At 57.5% G+C, this 19,963-nt stretch carries 9 protein-coding genes; 7 read left to right on the top strand and 2 right to left on the bottom strand.

Features of this window, described 5'->3' with window-relative positions:
- Positions 1–341 precede the first annotated feature (341 nt).
- Positions 342–10,649 (top strand): autotransporter outer membrane beta-barrel domain-containing protein, encoded by a 10,308-nt coding sequence (locus ACMHLI_RS21905; RefSeq protein WP_413531305.1) that lies wholly within the window; start codon positions 342–344, stop codon positions 10,647–10,649.
- Positions 10,650–10,745: 96 nt separating this feature from the next.
- Here the strand turns inward: ACMHLI_RS21905 and ACMHLI_RS21900 are convergent, their stop codons facing one another.
- Complete coding sequence (locus ACMHLI_RS21900; RefSeq protein WP_413531304.1) at positions 10,746–12,158, bottom strand: MFS transporter; 1,413 nt, start codon at positions 12,156–12,158, stop codon at positions 10,746–10,748.
- Between the two features lie 134 nt (positions 12,159–12,292).
- Here ACMHLI_RS21900 and ACMHLI_RS21895 point away from each other — a divergent pair, with 134 nt between their 5' ends.
- The gene (locus ACMHLI_RS21895) at positions 12,293–13,231 is read left to right on the top strand and encodes a LysR family transcriptional regulator (protein ID WP_413531303.1); all 939 of its coding nucleotides are present in this window, start codon (positions 12,293–12,295) and stop codon (positions 13,229–13,231) included.
- Between the two features lie 9 nt (positions 13,232–13,240).
- Here the strand turns inward: ACMHLI_RS21895 and exoX are convergent, their stop codons facing one another.
- Positions 13,241–13,903: an exodeoxyribonuclease X gene (exoX, locus tag ACMHLI_RS21890; protein WP_413531302.1), complete on the bottom strand. Its 663-nt coding sequence runs from the start codon at positions 13,901–13,903 to the stop codon at positions 13,241–13,243.
- Between the two features lie 402 nt (positions 13,904–14,305).
- Here exoX and ACMHLI_RS21885 point away from each other — a divergent pair, with 402 nt between their 5' ends.
- From ACMHLI_RS21885 to ACMHLI_RS21865, 5 genes are read left to right on the top strand one after another with little or no spacing between them, the layout of a single operon-like run.
- A complete protein-coding gene (locus ACMHLI_RS21885; RefSeq protein ID WP_413531301.1) occupies positions 14,306–15,460 on the top strand; it encodes a mandelate racemase family protein in 1,155 nt (384 codons plus the stop codon).
- A 52-nt stretch (positions 15,461–15,512) separates the two neighbouring features.
- Positions 15,513–17,159 carry an ABC transporter substrate-binding protein gene (locus ACMHLI_RS21880; protein ID WP_413531300.1) on the top strand — a complete coding sequence of 549 codons (1,647 nt, stop codon included), beginning with the start codon at positions 15,513–15,515 and terminating at the stop codon, positions 17,157–17,159.
- Positions 17,156–18,199 (top strand): ABC transporter permease, encoded by a 1,044-nt coding sequence (locus tag ACMHLI_RS21875; RefSeq protein ID WP_413531299.1) that lies wholly within the window; start codon positions 17,156–17,158, stop codon positions 18,197–18,199. Before ACMHLI_RS21880 ends, ACMHLI_RS21875 begins: the two co-directional genes overlap by 4 nt.
- A complete protein-coding gene (locus tag ACMHLI_RS21870) occupies positions 18,196–19,101 on the top strand; it encodes an ABC transporter permease (RefSeq protein WP_413531298.1) in 906 nt (301 codons plus the stop codon). The genes ACMHLI_RS21875 and ACMHLI_RS21870 overlap by 4 nt, the downstream gene beginning before the upstream one ends.
- On the top strand, positions 19,073–19,939 hold the full coding sequence (locus ACMHLI_RS21865) for an ABC transporter ATP-binding protein (RefSeq protein WP_413531297.1): 867 nt from the start codon (positions 19,073–19,075) through the stop codon (positions 19,937–19,939). The genes ACMHLI_RS21870 and ACMHLI_RS21865 overlap by 29 nt, the downstream gene beginning before the upstream one ends.
- Positions 19,940–19,963: the final 24 nt, after the last annotated feature.

The following is a 19,963-nucleotide window of genomic DNA, read 5'->3' as shown; positions in this document are numbered from 1 at the left end:
ATTTCCGCCAATTGAACGGTATGCGTATTTTTGACTGGCAATCTTTCACACATTAGCTATAACTCTTAAGGCAAATTACTTAAGAAAGTTCTTAGGTATTCATTAATCCTCGTGACATTTCTGCATGGCTTTCCGGTATCTGCGTTGTTGCCGATGAATTCTGCACCTGGCTTGCCAAGGTGTGGGGATATATTTCATTGCGTGAATAAAATCATATCTCATGGAAAATAACTGAACTTATACAGGGCGAGAAAATTATGCTAAGGACACAAAATGACGTTCTATCAAATAAGAAAAAACGTGAGCTTAAAGATTATTCCTTAAACAAATTGTATATCGCCATGAAGATCATCTTATTTTCCTCTGCCTTCGGGATGCAAAATGTCTATGCCGTAGATTTGCCCTCGGCGGATGCAGGGTGTGCTGGCGGCGGAACGACCTGTAATGTGACCAGCGCGCTCGGCACCGACTTTGATATTACCAGTAATATCACCTCGCCGACCGACGCTGTCAGCGCCGATGCTACGGTGACGGGCAGCACCTTCACCCTGGAAAGCGGGGTGAGTGTCACGGGAGGAACTAGCGGTTCAGGGTTTAATTTTGATACCGGCAGCAGCGCCAACACCATCACCAACAGTGGCACTATTCAGGGCGGTAACGGCATCAGTTTCAACAACGGCGCAGATTTCACCATTATTAATAATGGCCTGATTAACAGCAACGGTGGCGCATCGTCCTATGCCTTGAACAATTTTGGCAGCGGTCTGACCCTGACGAATAATGAAACTGGGACTCTTTCTGCCACGAATACCGTTATTTTGGGGAGCGCCAACTCTGCGGGTGGGGCAACAATCAATAATGCCGGGACAATAACGTCTGGTGCCGGGACTTCAGGAACGGCCATCTCACTTTTTGGCGACAATAATACCCTTAATTTTCACACCAGCTCTCTTATCACCGGCGGGATTACGCTCGAGAGCGGGCAAACCAATAACATCTTAAATTTATTAGACGGAACGGCAGCGAGTGCCGTTTTTAATAACAGCGTGACTGACGGCGGAATTAACTTACTCAATGTTGATGCTAACGATAAAGAATGGGACATCACCGGGCCGCTGACGGTCGCTGGTGCGATTCATGTACTGAGCGGGAATGTCGTTATCACCGGCGACGTAGCTAATACCGGTTCGGGCGGCACTACACTGGATACCGGATCGTCGTTGTCGATTGGCGACGGGGGCACCGAGGGCTCTCTGACTGACGACGTCATCAACAACGGCACTCTGACCTTTAATCGCAGCGATGATGTAGGGTTCAATGACAATATCAGCGGCACCGGTGTGGTGATACAGGCAGGAGAGGGTCAGACCAATCTGGCGGGGAGTGGCACCTGGAGTGGCGGAACACAGGTCATCTCCGGCACGCTGAACGGAATGTCTGCCGACAATGCGCTTGGCACTGGCCCGATAAGTGTGACCAATGGCGCTGTCCTGCAACTGGGTGACGCCTCGACTTTTTTCACTGATTACAATTTCTCCGCGAGCGCACTCACGCTCGAGGCTTCAACCCTGCGCATGAACGGTACGCAGGCCACACCCCTCAACGGTGCTGTAACGTACAACTTCGATAATCTGACTACGCCAATTTCCCTTTCAGATTCGTCGCTGGATTTCGAGCAATCAGCCGCTGCGAACATCGTTTTTAACGGCGACGTCAACGCCATCGCTACCAGTTCGCTGAACTACAATGCAGATACCGGCGCTCACTCGCTGGCAATGAACGGTAGTCTCACCGGTTCGGGCACGTTCAGCGTAAATATGTCTGAGGGCACGCCAGATTCACTTGGCCTCTCGTTTAACGGTGCGGCGAATAATTACACGGGTACGATAAGCCTGAACGGTGATGCCTACACCGTAGACGTCAATACCCTGTTGGGACAGGCTTCCTGGACGCTGACAGGCGCACAAACGTTGAACTTTAACGGTAATAATGCGCACGCCGCCACCGCGATAATCACTGTCGACAACAGTGTTGTGAATATCACCGATGCGGACACGAGCTTACAGATTGGTGCGGGGACGATGAATGGCGTGATTGGTGGACTGGGGAGTCTGTCGAAAAGCAGCACCGGCACTTTGGCGCTCAATGCTGTGAATACCTACACGGGTACGACCGAAATCACCAGCGGCACAATCAATCTCGGCGTTATTGATGCTATTGCTGCCAGTTCCTCGGTAACAATGGATAGCTCCACCATTCTTGGTTTTAAGAATTACGACCAGACATTACAGAATCTCAACGGGACGGGAACCATCAACCTGGGAACCGGCAGTCTGACCTCGCTTAACAGTACGGATACTGCGTTCAGCGGCAAAATTAGCGGCACCGGTGATCTGATTAAAACCGGTGCCAGCGCACTGACGCTTTCCGGCAACGCCAATTCGGTCGGCGCAACGACAGTGGAGGCGGGTAATCTGCACCTGGCTCAAAACGGCGCTTACGCCACAACCAGTCTGACGGTGAATACCGGCGCAACGGCGCAACTCGACCAGAGTGCGCAAATCACTTCTACGGGCGCGGCGGATATTGAGGGCACGCTGAATGTCGCGCTTGGCGGCACGACCCCAAAAATCACCGCCGATAGCGCTACGCTCGGTTCAGGTTCTGCGCTGGAAGTGAGCGGCTTTAGCCCGGTGGCGGCGACCAAAGCCAGTGATCTGAATGGTGCGCGTACGGTGGTACTGCAAACCACGAACGGGATCACTGGCGATTTTGGCACGGTGACAGGCGTAACCGGCAGCGGCGTAGACTATTACTTTAACGACGCTAAACTCTCTGCCGATGGCAAAAACTATAGTCTGGGCAGCGAACTGGCCTGGACGTCCGGCACCTCGCAGGCGACGGGGAATTTCACCCTGACCGCAGCGGGAGACGCGTTTAACGTCGATGTGGCGCTGGGCGATGAAACTGCCAACGGCTCAACCTGGGACGGTAAATCCCTGACCAAACTGGGCGCGGGAAACCTGACGCTGTCGCAGGCCAATACCTACACAGGCACCACTGATATTGAAGCGGGCACGCTGACTGCGGGCATCGAGAATGCGTTTGCCACCAGCAGTTCGGTGAATGTGGCTACCGGCAGCACGCTTGCGCTCAACAATTTTAACCAGACTGCACAGGATCTCACCGGCGCGGGCGCTGTCACGCTCGGCACCGGCAACCTGACCGTGCAGAACAACAACGACACAGCATTCGACGGCGCGATCAGCGGCACTGGCGGACTCACCAAAACCGGCGCCGGTACGCTGACGCTGAGCAACACCGGTAACAGTGTAGGCGCGGCAGAGGTCGCTGCCGGTATTTTACATCTCACTCAAACCGGCACCTTCAACGCCGCCAGCTTGCTGGTTGATGCCGGTGCCACGGCGCAACTCGACAGCGCGTCGCAGGTCGTCACTACTGGAAACGCCACCGTGAACGGCACGCTGGACGTCACCCTCGGCGGCACCGGCCCGATGCTGACGGCCTCTGATGCCACGCTGGGTGACAGTTCGGTGCTCAATGTCGCCGGCTTTACGCCGGGCACGGCCAGCAAAGCCAGCGATCTCAGCGGCGCACGCACTGTGATCATTGATACCACCGGCGGCATCACCGGAGATTTCAGTTCGGTGACCGGCATTACGCCAAGCGATGTCGATTACATTATCAACGATGCGCGTAAATCCACCGACGGCAACAGCTACAGCGTGGGCAGTGAACTGACGTGGAACGCAGGAACGACGCTTTCCAACGGTAATTTCACTCTGACCAGCGCCTCTGACGCGTTTGACGTAGATGTCTCACTGGCGGACCAAGCAGCCAGCAGCACCGGCTGGGACGGTACGTCGTTAACTAAACTCGGCGCAGGCAACCTCACCCTGTCTGCCGCCAATAGCTACACTGGCCCGACCAGCATTCAGGCGGGGACGCTGACCACCGGCATTGAAAACGCCATTGCCACCAGTGACAGTGTCACCGTTGCCAGCGGTGCGACGCTGGCGCTGAACAATTTCAATCAACGGGTGCAGGATTTGAGCGGTGCCGGGATCATTGCGCTCGGCACGGGGACGCTGACGACGCAAAACAACAGTGACACGGCGTTTGACGGGACGGTCACCGGCACCGGCGGTCTGACCAAAAGCGGCACCGGAACACTGACGCTTTCTGCGACCGGCAACTCGGTCGGTGCAACTGACGTCAACGCGGGAACGTTGCATCTGACCCAAAACGGCATGTTTAACGCGACGAGTCTGAGTATCGACAGCGGCGCAACCCTCAGGCTGGATGCGAATTCGCAGATGACCGCCAGCGGCAGTGCGCTTATCGACGGTACGCTGGATGTGACGTTGGGCGGCACCGCACCACTGCTCACCGCCGCCGATGCCACCCTCAACACCACCGACTCTGTACTGAATATTTCCGGGTATAGCAGCGGTCCGGTCGCGAAAGCCAGCGATCTGGAGGGGGCGCGGACGGTGGTCATTCACACCACCGGTGGCATTACCGGCGATTTCAGTGCAGTGACTGGCGTAGGTGCGGGTGACGCGGATTACATTGTGAATGATGCGAAAAAATCCGCCGACGGTCTGGATTACAGCATCGGCAGCGCGCTTGCGTGGAATGCCGCAGCCCCGCTTTCATCGGGAAAATTCACCCTGACCAATGCCAGCGATGCTTTTGACGTCGACGTGGTTTTAGCCGATCAGGCGGCGAATGGCAGCGCCTGGGACGGACAGTCACTTGACAAGCTCGGTCAGGGAACATTGACGCTGTCAGCGGCTAACACTTACACCGGCGCTACACGCCTGCTGGCGGGAACGTTAAAAACGGGTGTTGAGAATGCCTTTGCTGACAGTTCATCCCTGCTTGTCGGGGTAGGCACCACGTTTGATCTGAACAACTTCAATCAGCAAGTACACAATATCGCCGGCGGAGGGAATATTGCGCTGGGAACCGCCACCTTAACGATGGATATGGAAGATAACCTCGGGCTGGGCGCGGTCATCAGTGGTACTGGTGGCATTGTGAAAGAGGGAGCAGGATCGCTGACGCTCACAGGTGACAGCACCTATACCGGAGGCACGCAAATTAATGCCGGGAAATTGACAATTACGTCTGACAATTCGCTAGGTTCAGCAACCAGTAACGTGGCTATCAATAATAATGCCACGTTTGATATCAGTAAGGCGGGCGAATTAACCAATAGCATCACGCTGGGCAGTGGCGGCGGAACCATTATCGGTACGTCGGGAATCAACCTCAGCGGGCTGATCGACGGGACCGGCCAATTGACGACCAGGGGGATTATCGATCTCACCGCAGAGAATACTTACAGCGGGGGGACGACGATTAGCAATGGTGCGACCCTGTCTTTGGGTCGAAACACCACGACGGGCAGCATAGTAGGTGATGTTACCAACAACGGGACACTGGCCTTCACCCGCACTAATGATTTCACCGTTGATGGCATTATCAGTGGCACCGGAAAGGTCGATGCACTCGGTGCGGGCACCGCGACGTTAACCGGCGCAAATACCTACACCGGCAGCACCAATGTTTACGGCGCACTGCGAGTGACCGGGGGGGGATCGCTGGGCAGCGGGGCCGTGGCTATCGCCGCACCGGGTTCTTTGCACATTGATGCGCCGACGGCTGGCAGCTATAGCTTCACCAATGTACTCACGGGTGACGGGACCTTACAGGCTACTCTGACGGCGGCCACCGACACCTTCGCTTTTTCTTCTGCGACCGGCAACGCCTTCACCGGCACGGTCGCTTTAGGTCAGGGCCAGTTTACGCTCGACGGTGATAACACCTCGGCGCTGACTAACGCAACGCTGCAACTTGATACCGGCAACACGACTACCGTTGCAGCGGCAGATCAAAACATCGGCAATTTAACCCTGAACGGCGGCACCATGGCGTGGAGCGGGCAAACTCCACCGCAATCGCCAGTAGGGATCGTCAACGTGACTGACCTGACGATTAACAGCGGCACCGTGCAGGTAGACATTCCGGTAACCAGCGGTGTGCCTAACCCGGCACCTGCGCCGGGGTTGAACCTGCTGGCCCAGGACGACGGTGAGATCCAATCTCAGCTGGTCGCTGCCAGTGGTTCAGTGACCGGCGACGCCTCTTCCCTGGGGCTTGTCGACAGCAGCGGTCAGGCGATCAGTAATCCGCAGACGCTGGCGATCACCGAAGGCACGACCACGGTGGCGAACGGCAGCTATGATTTCATGCTCTCCACCGGCAGCGGTAACGACGGGTTGTATGTTGGGTACGGCCTGAAAGGGCTGGATCTGCTGAGCGGTCAGACGCTGCATCTGGCAACGGACAGCAACTCGGCATCCAACGGCGCGGTGCTTAATGCACAACTGACCGGCAGCGGTAATCTTGACGTCAATGGCAGCGCCTCTGCCGGTCAGACGCTGACCCTAAGCAACGCCACCAACAGTTACACCGGCACCACCACGGTCAGCGGCGGTACGCTGGTGGCGGGCAGTGATAATGCCCTCGGCGCGACGTCTGAGCTGGCATTGCAGGATACCACCGGCTTTGATCTCAACGGTAAAACGCAGACTGTCGGCACGCTGAGCGGCGCAAGCGGGTCCACGCTCAACGTCAATGGCGGCAACCTGACGCTGAGTCTGGGCGGCCAGAGTGAGGGTACGCTGACCGGCGCAGGGAATCTGACGGTGAGCGACGGCACCCTGACCGTCAACGGCGCGAACAGCGGCCTGAGCGCCGCAGTTGTCCTCAATAATACCGCGCAGGCACTGCTCAGTGACGTGGCGGCTCTTGGTACCGGCAGCATCAGCCTCAGCGGCGCAACCACCGGTGTTCAGCTTGACGCCGCAACCGGCACGCTGGCGAACGCCCTGAGCGGAACTGGCGTGGTCGGGTTACAGGGAGCCTCGGCGGTGACGCTTTCCGGCGATAACAGTGGTTTTGGCGGCAGCTTTACGGTCGATAACACGAGCAGCCTGACGGCAGGCACGGCGCAAAACCTGGGGACGGCCGCTGTCAGCAACGACGGCGCGCTGGTACTCGACAGTGCCACCGACTGGACATTCACCAACGTAGTCAGCGGCAGCGGTACGCTTGAAAAAGCGGGCAGCGGCAACGTGTCTATTGGCAGCAACAACACCTACACCGGCGGCACGACGGTCAGCGCAGGTACGCTGACGCTGACCAACGCACAGGGTGCAGGTACGGGCACGGCAACCATCGCCGCGCCGGGCACGCTGGCAGTCAATGTCAGCGGGGGTAATTTCAGTAATGCGGTCGATAACAGCGGATTACTGAGCGTAAGCGGAGCCGGTAGCGAGCTGAGCAGCACCATCACCGGCAGCGGCACCAACCGGATTTCAGCCACCGATCTGACCCTCAGCGGGGATAACAGCGGATTTACAGGCGTGTGGGATCTGGCCTCCGGCAGCTCTTCCACCGTTGCCGCCGCGCAAAATCTTGGCGCGGGCAGCGTGCTGCTTAACGGTACGCTCAACGTGACACCGGCCAGCGGCGATTTCGCCTTTGACAATGCGCTGACCGGGCAAGGTGCGATGAATGTCGCGATGGCGACGGCGGCGGACCGCTTCTCCTTAAGCGCGGGCAGCGGCAATGCCTTTGCCGGGCAGGTGAATCTCGGTCAGGGCACGTTTGTCCTGTCCGGTACGGATACGCAGGCATTGACCAGTGCTACGCTGCAAAATCAGTCAGCCAATATCGTGGTGGGCGCGGGAACGCAAGCCATCGGTAATCTGGCGCTGAACGGCGGCAGTACGACGTTTGATGTGCTGACTAACACGCTGATTACCACCAATCAGCTGGCGCTGAACGGCGGAGAAGTGCGGGTCGGCGGGCTGGAAACCCTGCCGGATCCGGCGAACACCGTCGGTGAACCTTTATTACAGCAGGATGACATCATCGGAGATCCGCTAATCCTCTCGCAGGGCAATACCGGTTCTTCTGCCAATCTGACCCTGACCGATGCCGCAGGTAATGTGCTGGCCCCGACCACCGCCGATGTGACGCAGTTTGGCAATGTGGTGGGACTCGGGACATATAACTACGGCCTGACAGGCAGCAATCTGCAAGGGCAGACCGGCTTGTTCCTTTACTCTGGCCTGGTGAAACTCGATTTACTGGCAGGCCAGCAGGTTTCTCTGGTGCAGAACTCCAGCGCACCGCTGGGGGGTAACGAAATGCACGCGCTGATCACCGGTGCCGGTGGGCTGAATGTGGATGTGGCGACAACGGCCACCCTCAACAACCCGCGTAATGATTACACTGGCCGGACGACGGTCACCAACGGCACGTTGCGTCTGGGCTTTGATCACACGCTGGGCAATACGTCGTCATTGGATCTGCTCGGCACCAGTCAGGTTGATCTGAACGGTAAAACGCAAAGTATCGGTGCACTCAACAGCATGGCGGACACCGTGGTGGATCTTAACGGCGGTACGCTGACCATCACTGACAGCCAGCGTGCGGCGGGCGACACCAACGGCGGCACTATAACCGGTCGCCTGACCGGCGGCGGTCAGCTGATTGTTGACCCGAGCGTGCTCAATATCGATGGCGCTAACCCGAATCTGTCAGCCTCAACGCTTATTACCGGCGGCTCCCAAGTCCGTCTCAACAATGTGCAGGGTCTGGGTACCGGCAGCATCACCATGGACGCGGCGGATGACCTGCTGACTTTCGATACCTTCAACGGCCAGACCGCCAGCGGCGCGCTTAACAATGCGCTGCTCGGTGCGGGCTCTGTGCAGCTCGGCAGCACTGAAGTCATCAGCCTAGCGGCGGATAACAGCACCTTCAGCGGTAACTTCACTATTGGCAATGACGCCACGCTGATCGCCTCTGAAAATGCCAATCTCGGCACGGCAAGCATCACCGATAATGGCTTATTGCAGATCGACAACGCCGCCGACATGACGCTCTCCAATAGCGTCACCGGCACTGGCGGATTGTTGAAAACGGGCGCAGGCGCGTTGACGGTTTACCAGCCTGCGTACTCCGGCACGACGGAGATTAACAGCGGCGCGCTGATCGTTGGCAACGGCACGCAGGCCGGGGCAAAACTGGGAGCGGACGGTGCCGGTGAAGTCAGCGTGGCATCGGGCGCAACGCTTTCGGGGGACGGGACGGTGAGCGGCAATGTTACCAACAGCGGTACCGTGGCCGCCCTTAACAGCCTCTCGGCCTACGGCTCGGCGGCAGCCAGCGTGTTCAACCTCAGTGGTAATCTGACCAACAACGGCTTGCTGCAACTGGCGGGCGGCACGGTAGGTAATACCTTAGCGGTCGGCGGAAATTACATCGGTGGCGGGGTGCTGGCGCTGCAAACCGTGCTCGGTGGCGATAACTCGGTGACCGATAAACTGGTGGTGGCGGGGGATACTTCCGGCACTACGCAGGTGACGGTGAAAAATGCCGGAGGCAGCGGGGCGCAGACCAACACCGGGATTCAGGTGGTGGATGTCGGCGGGCAATCGAACGGCGTGTTCAGTCTCAATGGTCGTGCGGTGGCCGGGGCGTATGAATATCATCTGGTGAAAAGCACCACCAACGGCGACTGGTATCTGCAATCTGGCACTGATACACCGACGCCACCGCAGCCACCAGAACCGCCAACGCCTCCGACGCCGCCCTCGAACAGCTTCCGTCCTGAGCCGGGCGCCTATCTGGCGAACCAGCGTGCGGCACAAAACATGTTCCTGCACACACTTTATGATCGTTCCGGCGCAGCGCGCAGCAGTCAGGACACCGACATGGCGAAAGGTTGGGTGCGTCTGGGCGGTGATTACACCAAACAGAAAAGTAACGGCGGTCTGTACAATGAGAAAACCCATACCACGCTGGTACAGCTGGGCAGCGATTTGTATCAGCTCGACGGTGCAAACGGTGACCAGATTAACGCCGGTGTGATGGCGGGCTACGGCCACTCGAGCAGCAATACCAGCGTTAAAAACAGCACGTATGAAGCCAGCGGGCAGGTGAACGGTTACAGCATCGGGGCTTACGGCACCTGGTACGCACAGCCTGACCGCGTGACCGGTACCTATGTCGACAGCTGGATCCAGCACGCATGGTACAAAAATGACGTCAACGGCGACAGCCTGCCGCAGGAGTCTTACGACAGTCAGGGGACGGATGTCTCGCTCGAAACCGGTTACGGCTTCGCGCTGAAACAATCTGATGAAGTCCGCTGGGTGGTCACGCCTCAGGCGCAGCTGATCTACAGTCACTACGAAACCGACGGGCACACCGAGCAAAACGGTACCCGCATCAACGCCAACGGCGACGACGGCATCAGAACCCGTATGGGGGTGCGCCTGAGCCGTCAAAACACGGTGGTCATTAACAGTGCTCAACCGTTCCTTGAAGTGAACTGGTACAACGGCCAACCGGCATCAGACAGTGTGGACTTCAATCAGGTCCGCTTTGAAAATGCCACTTCGGTAAACCGTTACGAAGTCAAGGCCGGGGTGACCGGCTCTATTAACCAGAAATGGCAGACCTGGGGACAAGTCAGCAGTACTTGGGGCGACAACAACTATCAGGGCTATCAGGGAATGGTGGGCGTGAAATACCAGTGGTAAAACACGGAGTCACTGCAAAGCCGGGCGCGAAAGTGCCCGGCTTTTTTTTACGTGGCGTGAGCTGCGGCCCGGTGATGTCCGGCAGCCGCTCAAGTCTTATCCAGCGGACAATCTATCACTGCGCAACCGGCTCACGCTGATCACCGTCGCCAGAACAGTCGCGATCACTGCTACCCATAAGCTGACCTTCACCGCCTGTGCTTCCTGTAACACACTGCTGGCGGAGTAAATGGTCAGGATCACCCCGACGCAGGCCGCGCCCAGACACTGACCGAAGGTGCGCATAATTGCCAATACGCCGGAAGCGTAACCGCTGTTTTCCCGCGAGGCGTTGGAGAGCATTTCACGGTTATTCGGGCTCTGAAAGCAGCCAAAACCGATGCCGCAGACGAAACTTCTCAGACCGATATCCCAGAACGGCGGCTGCGCAGGCAGTTGCGCCAGTAACAGTAATCCCACTGCAAATATTGCCAGACCCACAGTCGAAATAATGGCGGCAGGATAGCGGTCAGCCAGGCGTCCTGCATGCGGGGCAGCGAGAATAATCCCCAGCGGCCACGGCGTGAAAAGTAATGCGGAAACGAACGCGCTGTAACCGTAAACACTTTGGAACAGGAACGGCAGTGCGACAAAGGTGATGCCCTGGCTGACAAATGAAGCCAGCGACGTGAATGCCGCCAGTGTAAACCGGGTGGAGGCAAATATACCCAGCGGCAACAGGGGTTTAGGCGCGCGACGTTGACGCCAGACAAAGGCCAGGCCTGCAATAATCGCTGTCAGGCCATACGTCATGGCGGTAACAAGTTCGCCTGCGCCGGGATGTGAGAAGGATTCTGCCGCCATAATCAGCGCACCCAGTGCCACCGCCGATAACACAGCGCCCGCGCTGTCAAACGGCTGACGCGTACTGGCAGGGTTTGAAGGCACCGCCCGCAGCGTGAGAATGACGGCAAGAATGCCGAGCGGAATGTTTATCGCGAACAGCCACTGCCAGCTCATCGCGGATAATATTGTGCCGCCAAGCACAGGCGCCACGGCGGTGCTGGTGGCGATCATCAGAGCATTCAGCCCCAGTATTCGGCCCAGCAGCCGATTGGGAAAAGCGGAGCGCAATATCGCCGGTCCGATACTCAGCGTTGCCGCCGCGCCGATGCCCTGAAGCACTCGCATAACGATCAACATATCGAGGGATGTTGACAGGGCGCAGCCCAACGAGGCGAGTGTGAATACCGTCAGCCCGGAGAGAAAGAGCGGGCGGAAACCAATGTGGCTGGCCAGTGCGGCGAAAATCGCCAGCGTCATGGACGCGGACAACAGATAACCATTCGATACCCAGACCGCATCGCCAGCGGATATATTCAGCGCCCGTGCGATTTGCGGCAGCGCAATGTTGACCATCGAGCCATCGAACACTGACATTGTCGCCATGATCATCACGGCAGCCATGGCAAAACCGCGTTCGCGGCCGGGTAATCCCTCATCGCCTGGTTTATCGGAAAATAACTCCATAATGCTATCGCTCTCATTGATATTTAGTGAAGTCACTATACCGGTGGGCAATATAGTGCGGAAGGCGCAGCGTTTGCACTTAATACCTGCACCAGACGCCTTCTCTCGAATTTCAGCCTGAGTTATCATGAGGCATGACTGAACCCGATTTGAACTTACTCATTGCGCTGGACGTGCTTCTTGCTGAAGGAAGTGTGGCGGGTGCTGCCCGTCGTTTAGGCCTGAGCGCCTCGGCCATGAGCCGGACACTGAGCCGCCTGCGCACGACGACCGGCGATCCGCTGCTGGTGCGGGCAGGGCGTCAGATGGTACTGACGCCTTACGCCGAAGAGATCCGTGAACGCACGCAAAACGCTGCGCACGAAGCGCGCGCGTTGCTGCGTCCTTCGGCATCGGTACTCAATTTACCGATGCTTGACCGTACCTTTATCCTGCGCTCTAACGACGGTTTTGTGCTGGCCTTTGGCGCAACGCTTATCGCCGAAGTGGCGGCGGTGGCGCCGCGGGTCTGTCTGCGATTTGCACCGAAGCCGGAAAAAAGTTCCACACATCTGCGGGAAGGGCGGGTCGATCTTGAGATAGGCGTGCTGAGTAATATGGGGCCGGAAATCCGTATTCAGACACTGTTCCGTGACCGCTTTGTCGGGGTGGTCAGAAAAGGCCATCCGCTCGAACTGAAAGGTGAGATTACCGCTGCCGACTATGCCGCGTGCGGCCATGTAGTGGTGTCCCGTCGCGATGGTATCCGCGGGCCGGTGGATGATGCGCTGGCTGAATACGGCTTAGAACGTAAAATCTCCACCGTCGTGCCCGGTTTCTCCGCCGCTCTGGCGATCGCCCAGGCGTCGGATCTGGTGGCGCTGGTTCCGGCTTCTTTCCTCATCAGCCAGCCGGTTATCGAAAGTAACGGCGCGCAGGCCACGCTCTGGATTTTTGATCTGCCGGTAAAAACCCGCGAAATCACAATCTCGCAGATGTGGCACCCGCGCTCTGAGGTGGATCCGGCGCACCGCTGGTTGCGGCAGTTGGTACTTAACGTATGCCGGCAGAAGCTGTCGGGTCAGGAAGATTAAGAATCAACGCTACCGGGCATCAAGGTAATGTTTAAGCGTCATCCGTAAATCTGGGGTTAACTCTTTGATGTTATTTAGCATCCAGCGTAAATACATCGGGTCATCCTGGGCGATTTCCTCAATTTTCATACCCCGGTATTTACCAAACATCATGGTGGTGACCAGCGCTGGACGCCCGGTAATGCCGACCATTTCTTCCGGCGTCCAGTCTGATTCCTCCATGATACGGATCAGTAATGCTGCGGTGATGTAACAGTCAAACAGCGCGCGGTGGTGATGCAATTCCGCGGGGGTTGTTACATTGAGTTTGAGGGATTTGTATAACGCCATGTTGCTGTACTTGATCCCCGGCCACAGGCGACGCGCCAGTTTCACGGTGCAAATCCAGTCACCCGGCATTTCCGGCAGCATACGCTGGTCGAAACTGGCGTTGTGGGCCACATAATAAGGGCTGCCGTGGTAACGGGGGATCACCTCTTCAATCCAGGGTTTGTCGGCCACCATCGCCTCAGTGATTTTGTGAATAGCCATCGCCTGATGGCTGATAGGGCGATCGGGACGTACCAGATCGCTCATCGGGTTGACGATTTGTCCATCCACAATATCGACCGAGGCCACTTCAACGACGCCACCCTGCAATCCACAGGTTTCCGTATCAATTACTCGCAACATATTCCACTCCAGAGGGGCATCCGACGCTCGTCAGATAGTGAGTACGATCCTAATTTATCTTGCCTTTCAGTTCAATCTGGGCAGGCCGGGCTCCTGACAGCGTGTATCTGGTATATTTCCACACAATCGATCCGCCTATTTCCTGTACAGATCACACTTCACCCTGCTTTCGTGAAAATGCTCACATTCCCCCGTGCAGATGCCCAAACATACGACGAAATTTTCGGCTTTTAGCCGTGGAAATGTGCAAATAAAGTGGCTAACTTCGATAATGAAACGCTATTTTATTAATGTTGGATTACGGTTTTAACGAAGTGTGAGTGCGCTCACAAAGCTGACGGAACCCGTAATCCCGGAGCGCCCTGACGGGCAGTCACTCTCTCAGTAATGGCAGGTATCGCTGTGAAAATAAGTTCTGTTGAAGTTTCTGTTTTTACTTATCCGACGCGTCGTGTATCAGACAGCGCGGGTCATTCGCATCCGGGTGAAGAAAGTCTGGCAAAAATGGCGATGTTGACCATCTCCACCGATGAAGGCGATTGCGGTTATTCGTTCGCGCCACCGGAAGTAGTGCGTCCGCACGTGGTCAATGCCTTCTTTAGAAAAGTACTGATTGGTCAGAATCCGTTCGACCGGGAACGTCTTTGGCAGGATCTGGTTCACTGGCAGCGCGGCAGTGCGCACCAGCTGACCGAGCGCGCGCTGTCGTTTGTCGAGCAGGCGCTGTGGGATTTAATGGGCCGTAAACTGAATATGCCAGTGCATAAGTTGCTGGGCGGCTTCCGTGAAAAAGTGCCCGCCTACGGCAGCACCATGTGCGGCGACGAACTGAAAGGCGGGCTGTCGACGCCTGACGAGTTTGGTCAGTTTGCCGAAAAGCTGGTGGCGCGCGGTTATCAGGCGATAAAACTGCACACCTGGATGCCACCGGTGGCGTTCGCGCCGGACCCAAAAATGGACATCAAAGCCTGCGCCGCCGTGCGTGAAGCGGTCGGGCCGGACATCGAACTGATGCTCGACGGCTATCACTGGTACAGCCGCAGTCAGGCGCTGATCATCGGCAAAGCGCTGGAAAAACTCAACTTCGCGTGGTTCGAAGAGCCGATGGAAGAAGAGAGCATGGCGTCTTACGCCTGGCTGGCGGAAAACCTGTCGATCGACGTGATTGGGCCGGAAAGCCTGGGCGGTAAACATCACAGCCGTGCGGACTGGGTAAAAGCCGGAGCCTGCGACATTTTACGCGCCGGAGCGAACGGCGTCGGCGGGATCTCGCCATGCATGAAAGTCGCCAGTCTGGCGGAAGCGTTCGGTATGGACTGCGAAGTTCATGGCAACGGCGCGGCAAGTCTGGCGGTGGTCGGCGCAATCCGTAACTGTCGCTGGTACGAACGCGGCCTGTTGCATCCGTTCCTTGAATACGACGAACCCGCTGCGTATCTCAACAGCATCGTTGACCCGATGGATGAGCAAGGTTTTGTACATCTTTCGAATCGCCCCGGCCTTGGAGAGGACATTAATTTTGAGTACATAGAAACCCATACCGTCAGCCGAGACTGACCTGCGGGCAGAAAAAAATAATAAACCTCTGACTCTACCCGGAAGGTACATCATGAACACAGGCACACCCTTCGGGGCGTGGATCCTCGCGCTCCTGCTCACGGTGAGCGGCGGGGCGGTACAGGCGAAAACGCCCCCCGACCAGCTGCTTATCGGCATGAACATGAACAACCTGCTGACACTCGATCCGGCTGCCATGACCGGCAATGACATCGTCGGCATTGTGGTGAATCTGTATGACCCGCTGATTGAGCTGGATCCGCAGGAGCTGACCAACGTCCGCCCGGCGCTGGCGACCTCGTGGGAAGTGAACGATGCGCGGGATCTGATCACATTCCATCTGCGCGACGGCGTGAAATTCCACTCCGGCAATCCGGTCACCGCGGATGACGTGGTGTGGTCGATGCGCAGGATCCTGCACCTGAATCTGGCGCAGGCATCGGTGTGGAAATCTTACGGTTTCACCAAAAAGAATGTCGATGAGATGGTGCGCACGCCGTCACCGGGCATTGTCGAAATTCAGCTGCCTAAACCGAACGATCCAAAACTGGTGATTTACTCACTGGCCGCGCTCGGCAGCGTGGTGGCGCTGGACAGCAAAACCGTTAAGGCGCATGAAGTTAACGGCGACTGGGGCAACCGCTGGCTGACCACCAACGAAGCCGGTTCTGGGCCGTTTCGCCTCGACAGCTGGCAGGCGAAAGATGTGCTGAACATGAGTCGCAATCCACAGTACTGGCGCGGCGAACCGCGTCTCTCCCGCGTGGTGTTCCGTCATTTTCAGGAATCTCAGACCCTGCGTCTGATGATCGAAAAAGGCGATCTGGATATCGCCAATAATATGGCGGTGTCTGACGTCACCGCTCTGAGTCACGATCCGGCGATGACCGTCGATACGGTGAAAAAAGGAACCATTTATTACGTGGCAATGAGCATGAAGGAGCCGCATTTTGCCAATCCTAAAGTGCGCGAAGCGGTGCGCTATCTGATTGATTATCAGGGAATCGGCAAAGCGCTGATGAACGGTTACGGCATTGTGCATCAGCGACCGATTCAGGTCGGGATGCCTGCTACGCTGCCGGATCCGGGTTATAAACTGGATATTCCACGCGCAAAAACGCTGCTGGCGGAAGCCGGTTATCCTGACGGTTTTGACACCACGCTGCGGGTGCTGGCCGATCAACCCTTCCTCAACATTGCCATTGCGGTGCAGTCCACGCTGATGCAGGCCGGGATTCGCGCCAAAATCGTTACCGGCACCGGTAACCAGATTTACGGTGCGATGCGCGAGCGCAAGTTCGACATGCTGGTCGGGCGCGGCGGCAGCGGTGTGGAACCGCATCCGCATTCAAGCCTGCGGGCGCTGGTTTACAACCCCGATAACAATGACGCTGCGCGCCTGACCAATTTCCAGGGGTGGCGCACCGGTTTTTACGATAAACAGCTGAATACGGATATCGATCAGGCGCTGCTTGAACGCGATCCGGAAAAGCAAAAGCAGGATTACTTCGCGATTCAGGAACGCTACGACGCGCTGATCCCGGCGCTGGTGCCGCTGTCGCAAATGGTGGATTCCATCGTGGTGCGCAAAGACGTCAAAAATTACCTGCCGCATCCTTCCGCCACCACTTTCCTGCGTGACGTTTATAAAGATGAAAGTCAGGCAACTGATCCTTCATCCGGAGGTAAAGGGTTATGACCACGCAAACGCAAACCTGGCACGCGAACATTCCTGCCGGACGCATCGGTAAACGGCTGGTGCAGGTGGCCGTAACCCTGTTCGGGTTGTTGCTGCTGACGTTTTTCATTGGCCGCGTGATGCCGGTGGATCCGGTACTGGCGATTGTCGGGCCGGACGCCGACCACAGCACCTATCAGCAGGTCTATCACCAGCTGGGCTTCGACAAACCGCTGTGGACGCAGTTTGGCATCTATCTTTCCGGGCTGGCGCAGGGTGATTTAGGTAATGCGCTGCTGACCGGTAAACCGGTGACGCAGGACATTGTCCGCGTCTTTCCGGCAACCATGGAGCTGGCGACGCTGGCGATCATTCTCGGCGCTGGCGTCGGCATTCCGCTGGGCGTGCTGGCGGCGGCGAAACGTAACAGCGTCGCGGATTACGTGGTGCGCATCATCAGTCTGGCCGGATATTCCACGCCGATTTTCTGGGTCGGGATGATGGGGCTGCTGGTGTTTTACGCCTGGCTCGGATGGGTGGGCGGCGCGGGGCGTCTGGATTTCAGCCTTGACGGACAGGTGACGCGGCACAGCGGTTTCATGCTGATTGATTCGTTGATCGCCGGTAACTGGGAGGTGTTTCGCAACGCGCTCAATCACCTGATCCTGCCCGCGTCACTGCTCGGTTTTCATTCGCTGGCCTACATCAGCCGCATGACCCGCAGCTTTATGCTGGCGCAGCTCTCGCAGGAATTTATCATCACCGCCCGCGTTAAAGGCCTGAGCGAATGGGATGTGCTGTGGAACCATGCGTTTCGCAACATTCTCGTTCAGCTGCTGACCGTGGTGGCGCTGGCCTACGGCTCACTGCTCGAAGGCGCGGTACTGATCGAAACCGTCTTCTCATGGCCGGGCTTCGGTTCGTATCTCACCAGCAGCCTGATGCTGGGCGACATGAACGCGGTGATGGGCTGCGTGCTGGTGGTCGGCATGATTTTCGTGGTGCTGAATCTGCTCTCTGACCTGCTGTACCAGGTCTTTGACCCGAGGACAAAAGTATGACGATTTCCCTCGATTCTGTGACGCTCAGCGCGGGCGATGAAAAACGTCAGCGCGTGAAACGGGCATTTGGCCGCATCGGCCATTTCCTGTGGCAGATGGCGTGCAATCCGCTGACCGCCATCGGTGGGGCGATTGTGCTGGTGCTGATGATTGTGGCGCTGTTCGCACCGTGGATCGCGCCGTTCCATCCGCTGGTACAGGATTTAAACAATGCGCTGAGCCCGCCTTCGGCGGCGCACTGGTTCGGCACCGACGAATTTGGCCGCGACATCTTCAGCCGTCTGGTGTACGGCTCGCGGATCACGCTGTACATCGTACTGCTGGTGTCGGTGACCGTCGGCCCGCTGGGTTTGCTGCTCGGCGTCACAGCCGGATATTTCGGCGGTAAAACCGACATGGTGCTGATGCGCGTGACCGATATTTTCATCTCTTTCCCGAGCCTGGTGCTGGCGCTGGCTTTTGTCGCCGCCCTCGGTCCCGGGCTGGAACACGTGGTGATCGCGATTACGCTGACAGCCTGGCCGCCGATTGCACGTCTTGCGCGCGCCGAAACCCTCTCGCTGCGTCAGGCCGATTTCATCTCGGCGGTACGTTTGCAAGGGGCGTCTCCGCTGCGGGTGCTGTGGCGTCACATTGTGCCGCTGTGTCTGCCGTCGGTGATCATCCGAATCACCATGAATATGGCGGGCATTATCCTGACTGCTGCCGGTCTCGGCTTTCTTGGACTCGGTGCGCAACCACCGGATCCTGAATGGGGCGCAATGATTTCCAGTGGCCGTACCTACATGATGGAGTGCTGGTGGGTGGCAACGATCCCCGGTCTGGCGATCCTGATTAATAGCCTTGCGTTCAACTTTTTAGGAGATGGCCTGCGTGACATCCTCGATCCCCGAAATGACTGACGCTCCGGCGTTACTCGACGTGCGCGATCTGCACGTCAGCTTTGTGAATGGTCGTCAGGTCACGCAGGCGGTGCGCGGCGTGTCCTTCCAGCTCGGGCGTGAAAAACTGGCGATTGTCGGTGAATCCGGTTCGGGAAAATCTACCGTCGGGCGCGCATTGCTTCAGCTGCATCCGGCGAAAGCCAAAATCACTGCCGAACGGATGCAGTTCGGCGATGTAGATTTGCTGAACGCCACGCCGAAGCAGATGCGTCAGGTGCGCGGCAAGCGCATCTCGATGATTATGCAGGATCCGAAATACTCGCTGAATCCGGTGCTGTGCGTCGGCGACCAGATAGCCGAAGCCTGGCGTTCGCACCACGCCTGCTCGTATCAGGATGCCAAACGCAAAGTGCTGAACATGCTCGACGTGGTACGTATTCGCGACCCGGAACGCGTCTACGGCCTGTATCCGCACGAGATTTCGGGCGGGCAGGGGCAGCGCATTATGATCGCCATGATGCTTATCACCGACCCGGAAATGGTGATTGCCGATGAACCGACGTCGGCGCTTGACGTTTCCGTGCGTTTACAGGTGCTGGCGCTGCTTGATGATCTGGTGAAAACACGCGGTCTGGGGCTGATTTTTATCAGTCACGACATCAATCTGGTGCGCAGTTTCTGCGACCGCGTACTGGTGATGTACGCCGGCCGAGTGGTGGAGTCCATCGCTGCGACCGATCTCGATAATGCGCAGCACCCTTACACGCGCGGCTTGCTGAATGCGCTGCCGGACATGGATAACCGCCGTTATCCGCTGCCGGTAATGCAACGTCAGGCCAGCTGGCTGACCGATTAAGGAGACTGAAATGTCAGTAAAAAC

The sequence above is a fragment of the Rahnella inusitata genome, assembly GCF_965118895.1.
Lineage (GTDB): Bacteria > Pseudomonadota > Gammaproteobacteria > Enterobacterales > Enterobacteriaceae > Rahnella > Rahnella inusitata_A.
The sequence above is the reverse complement of the archived record's forward strand: the minus strand, read 5'-3'. Positions and strand labels throughout refer to the sequence as shown.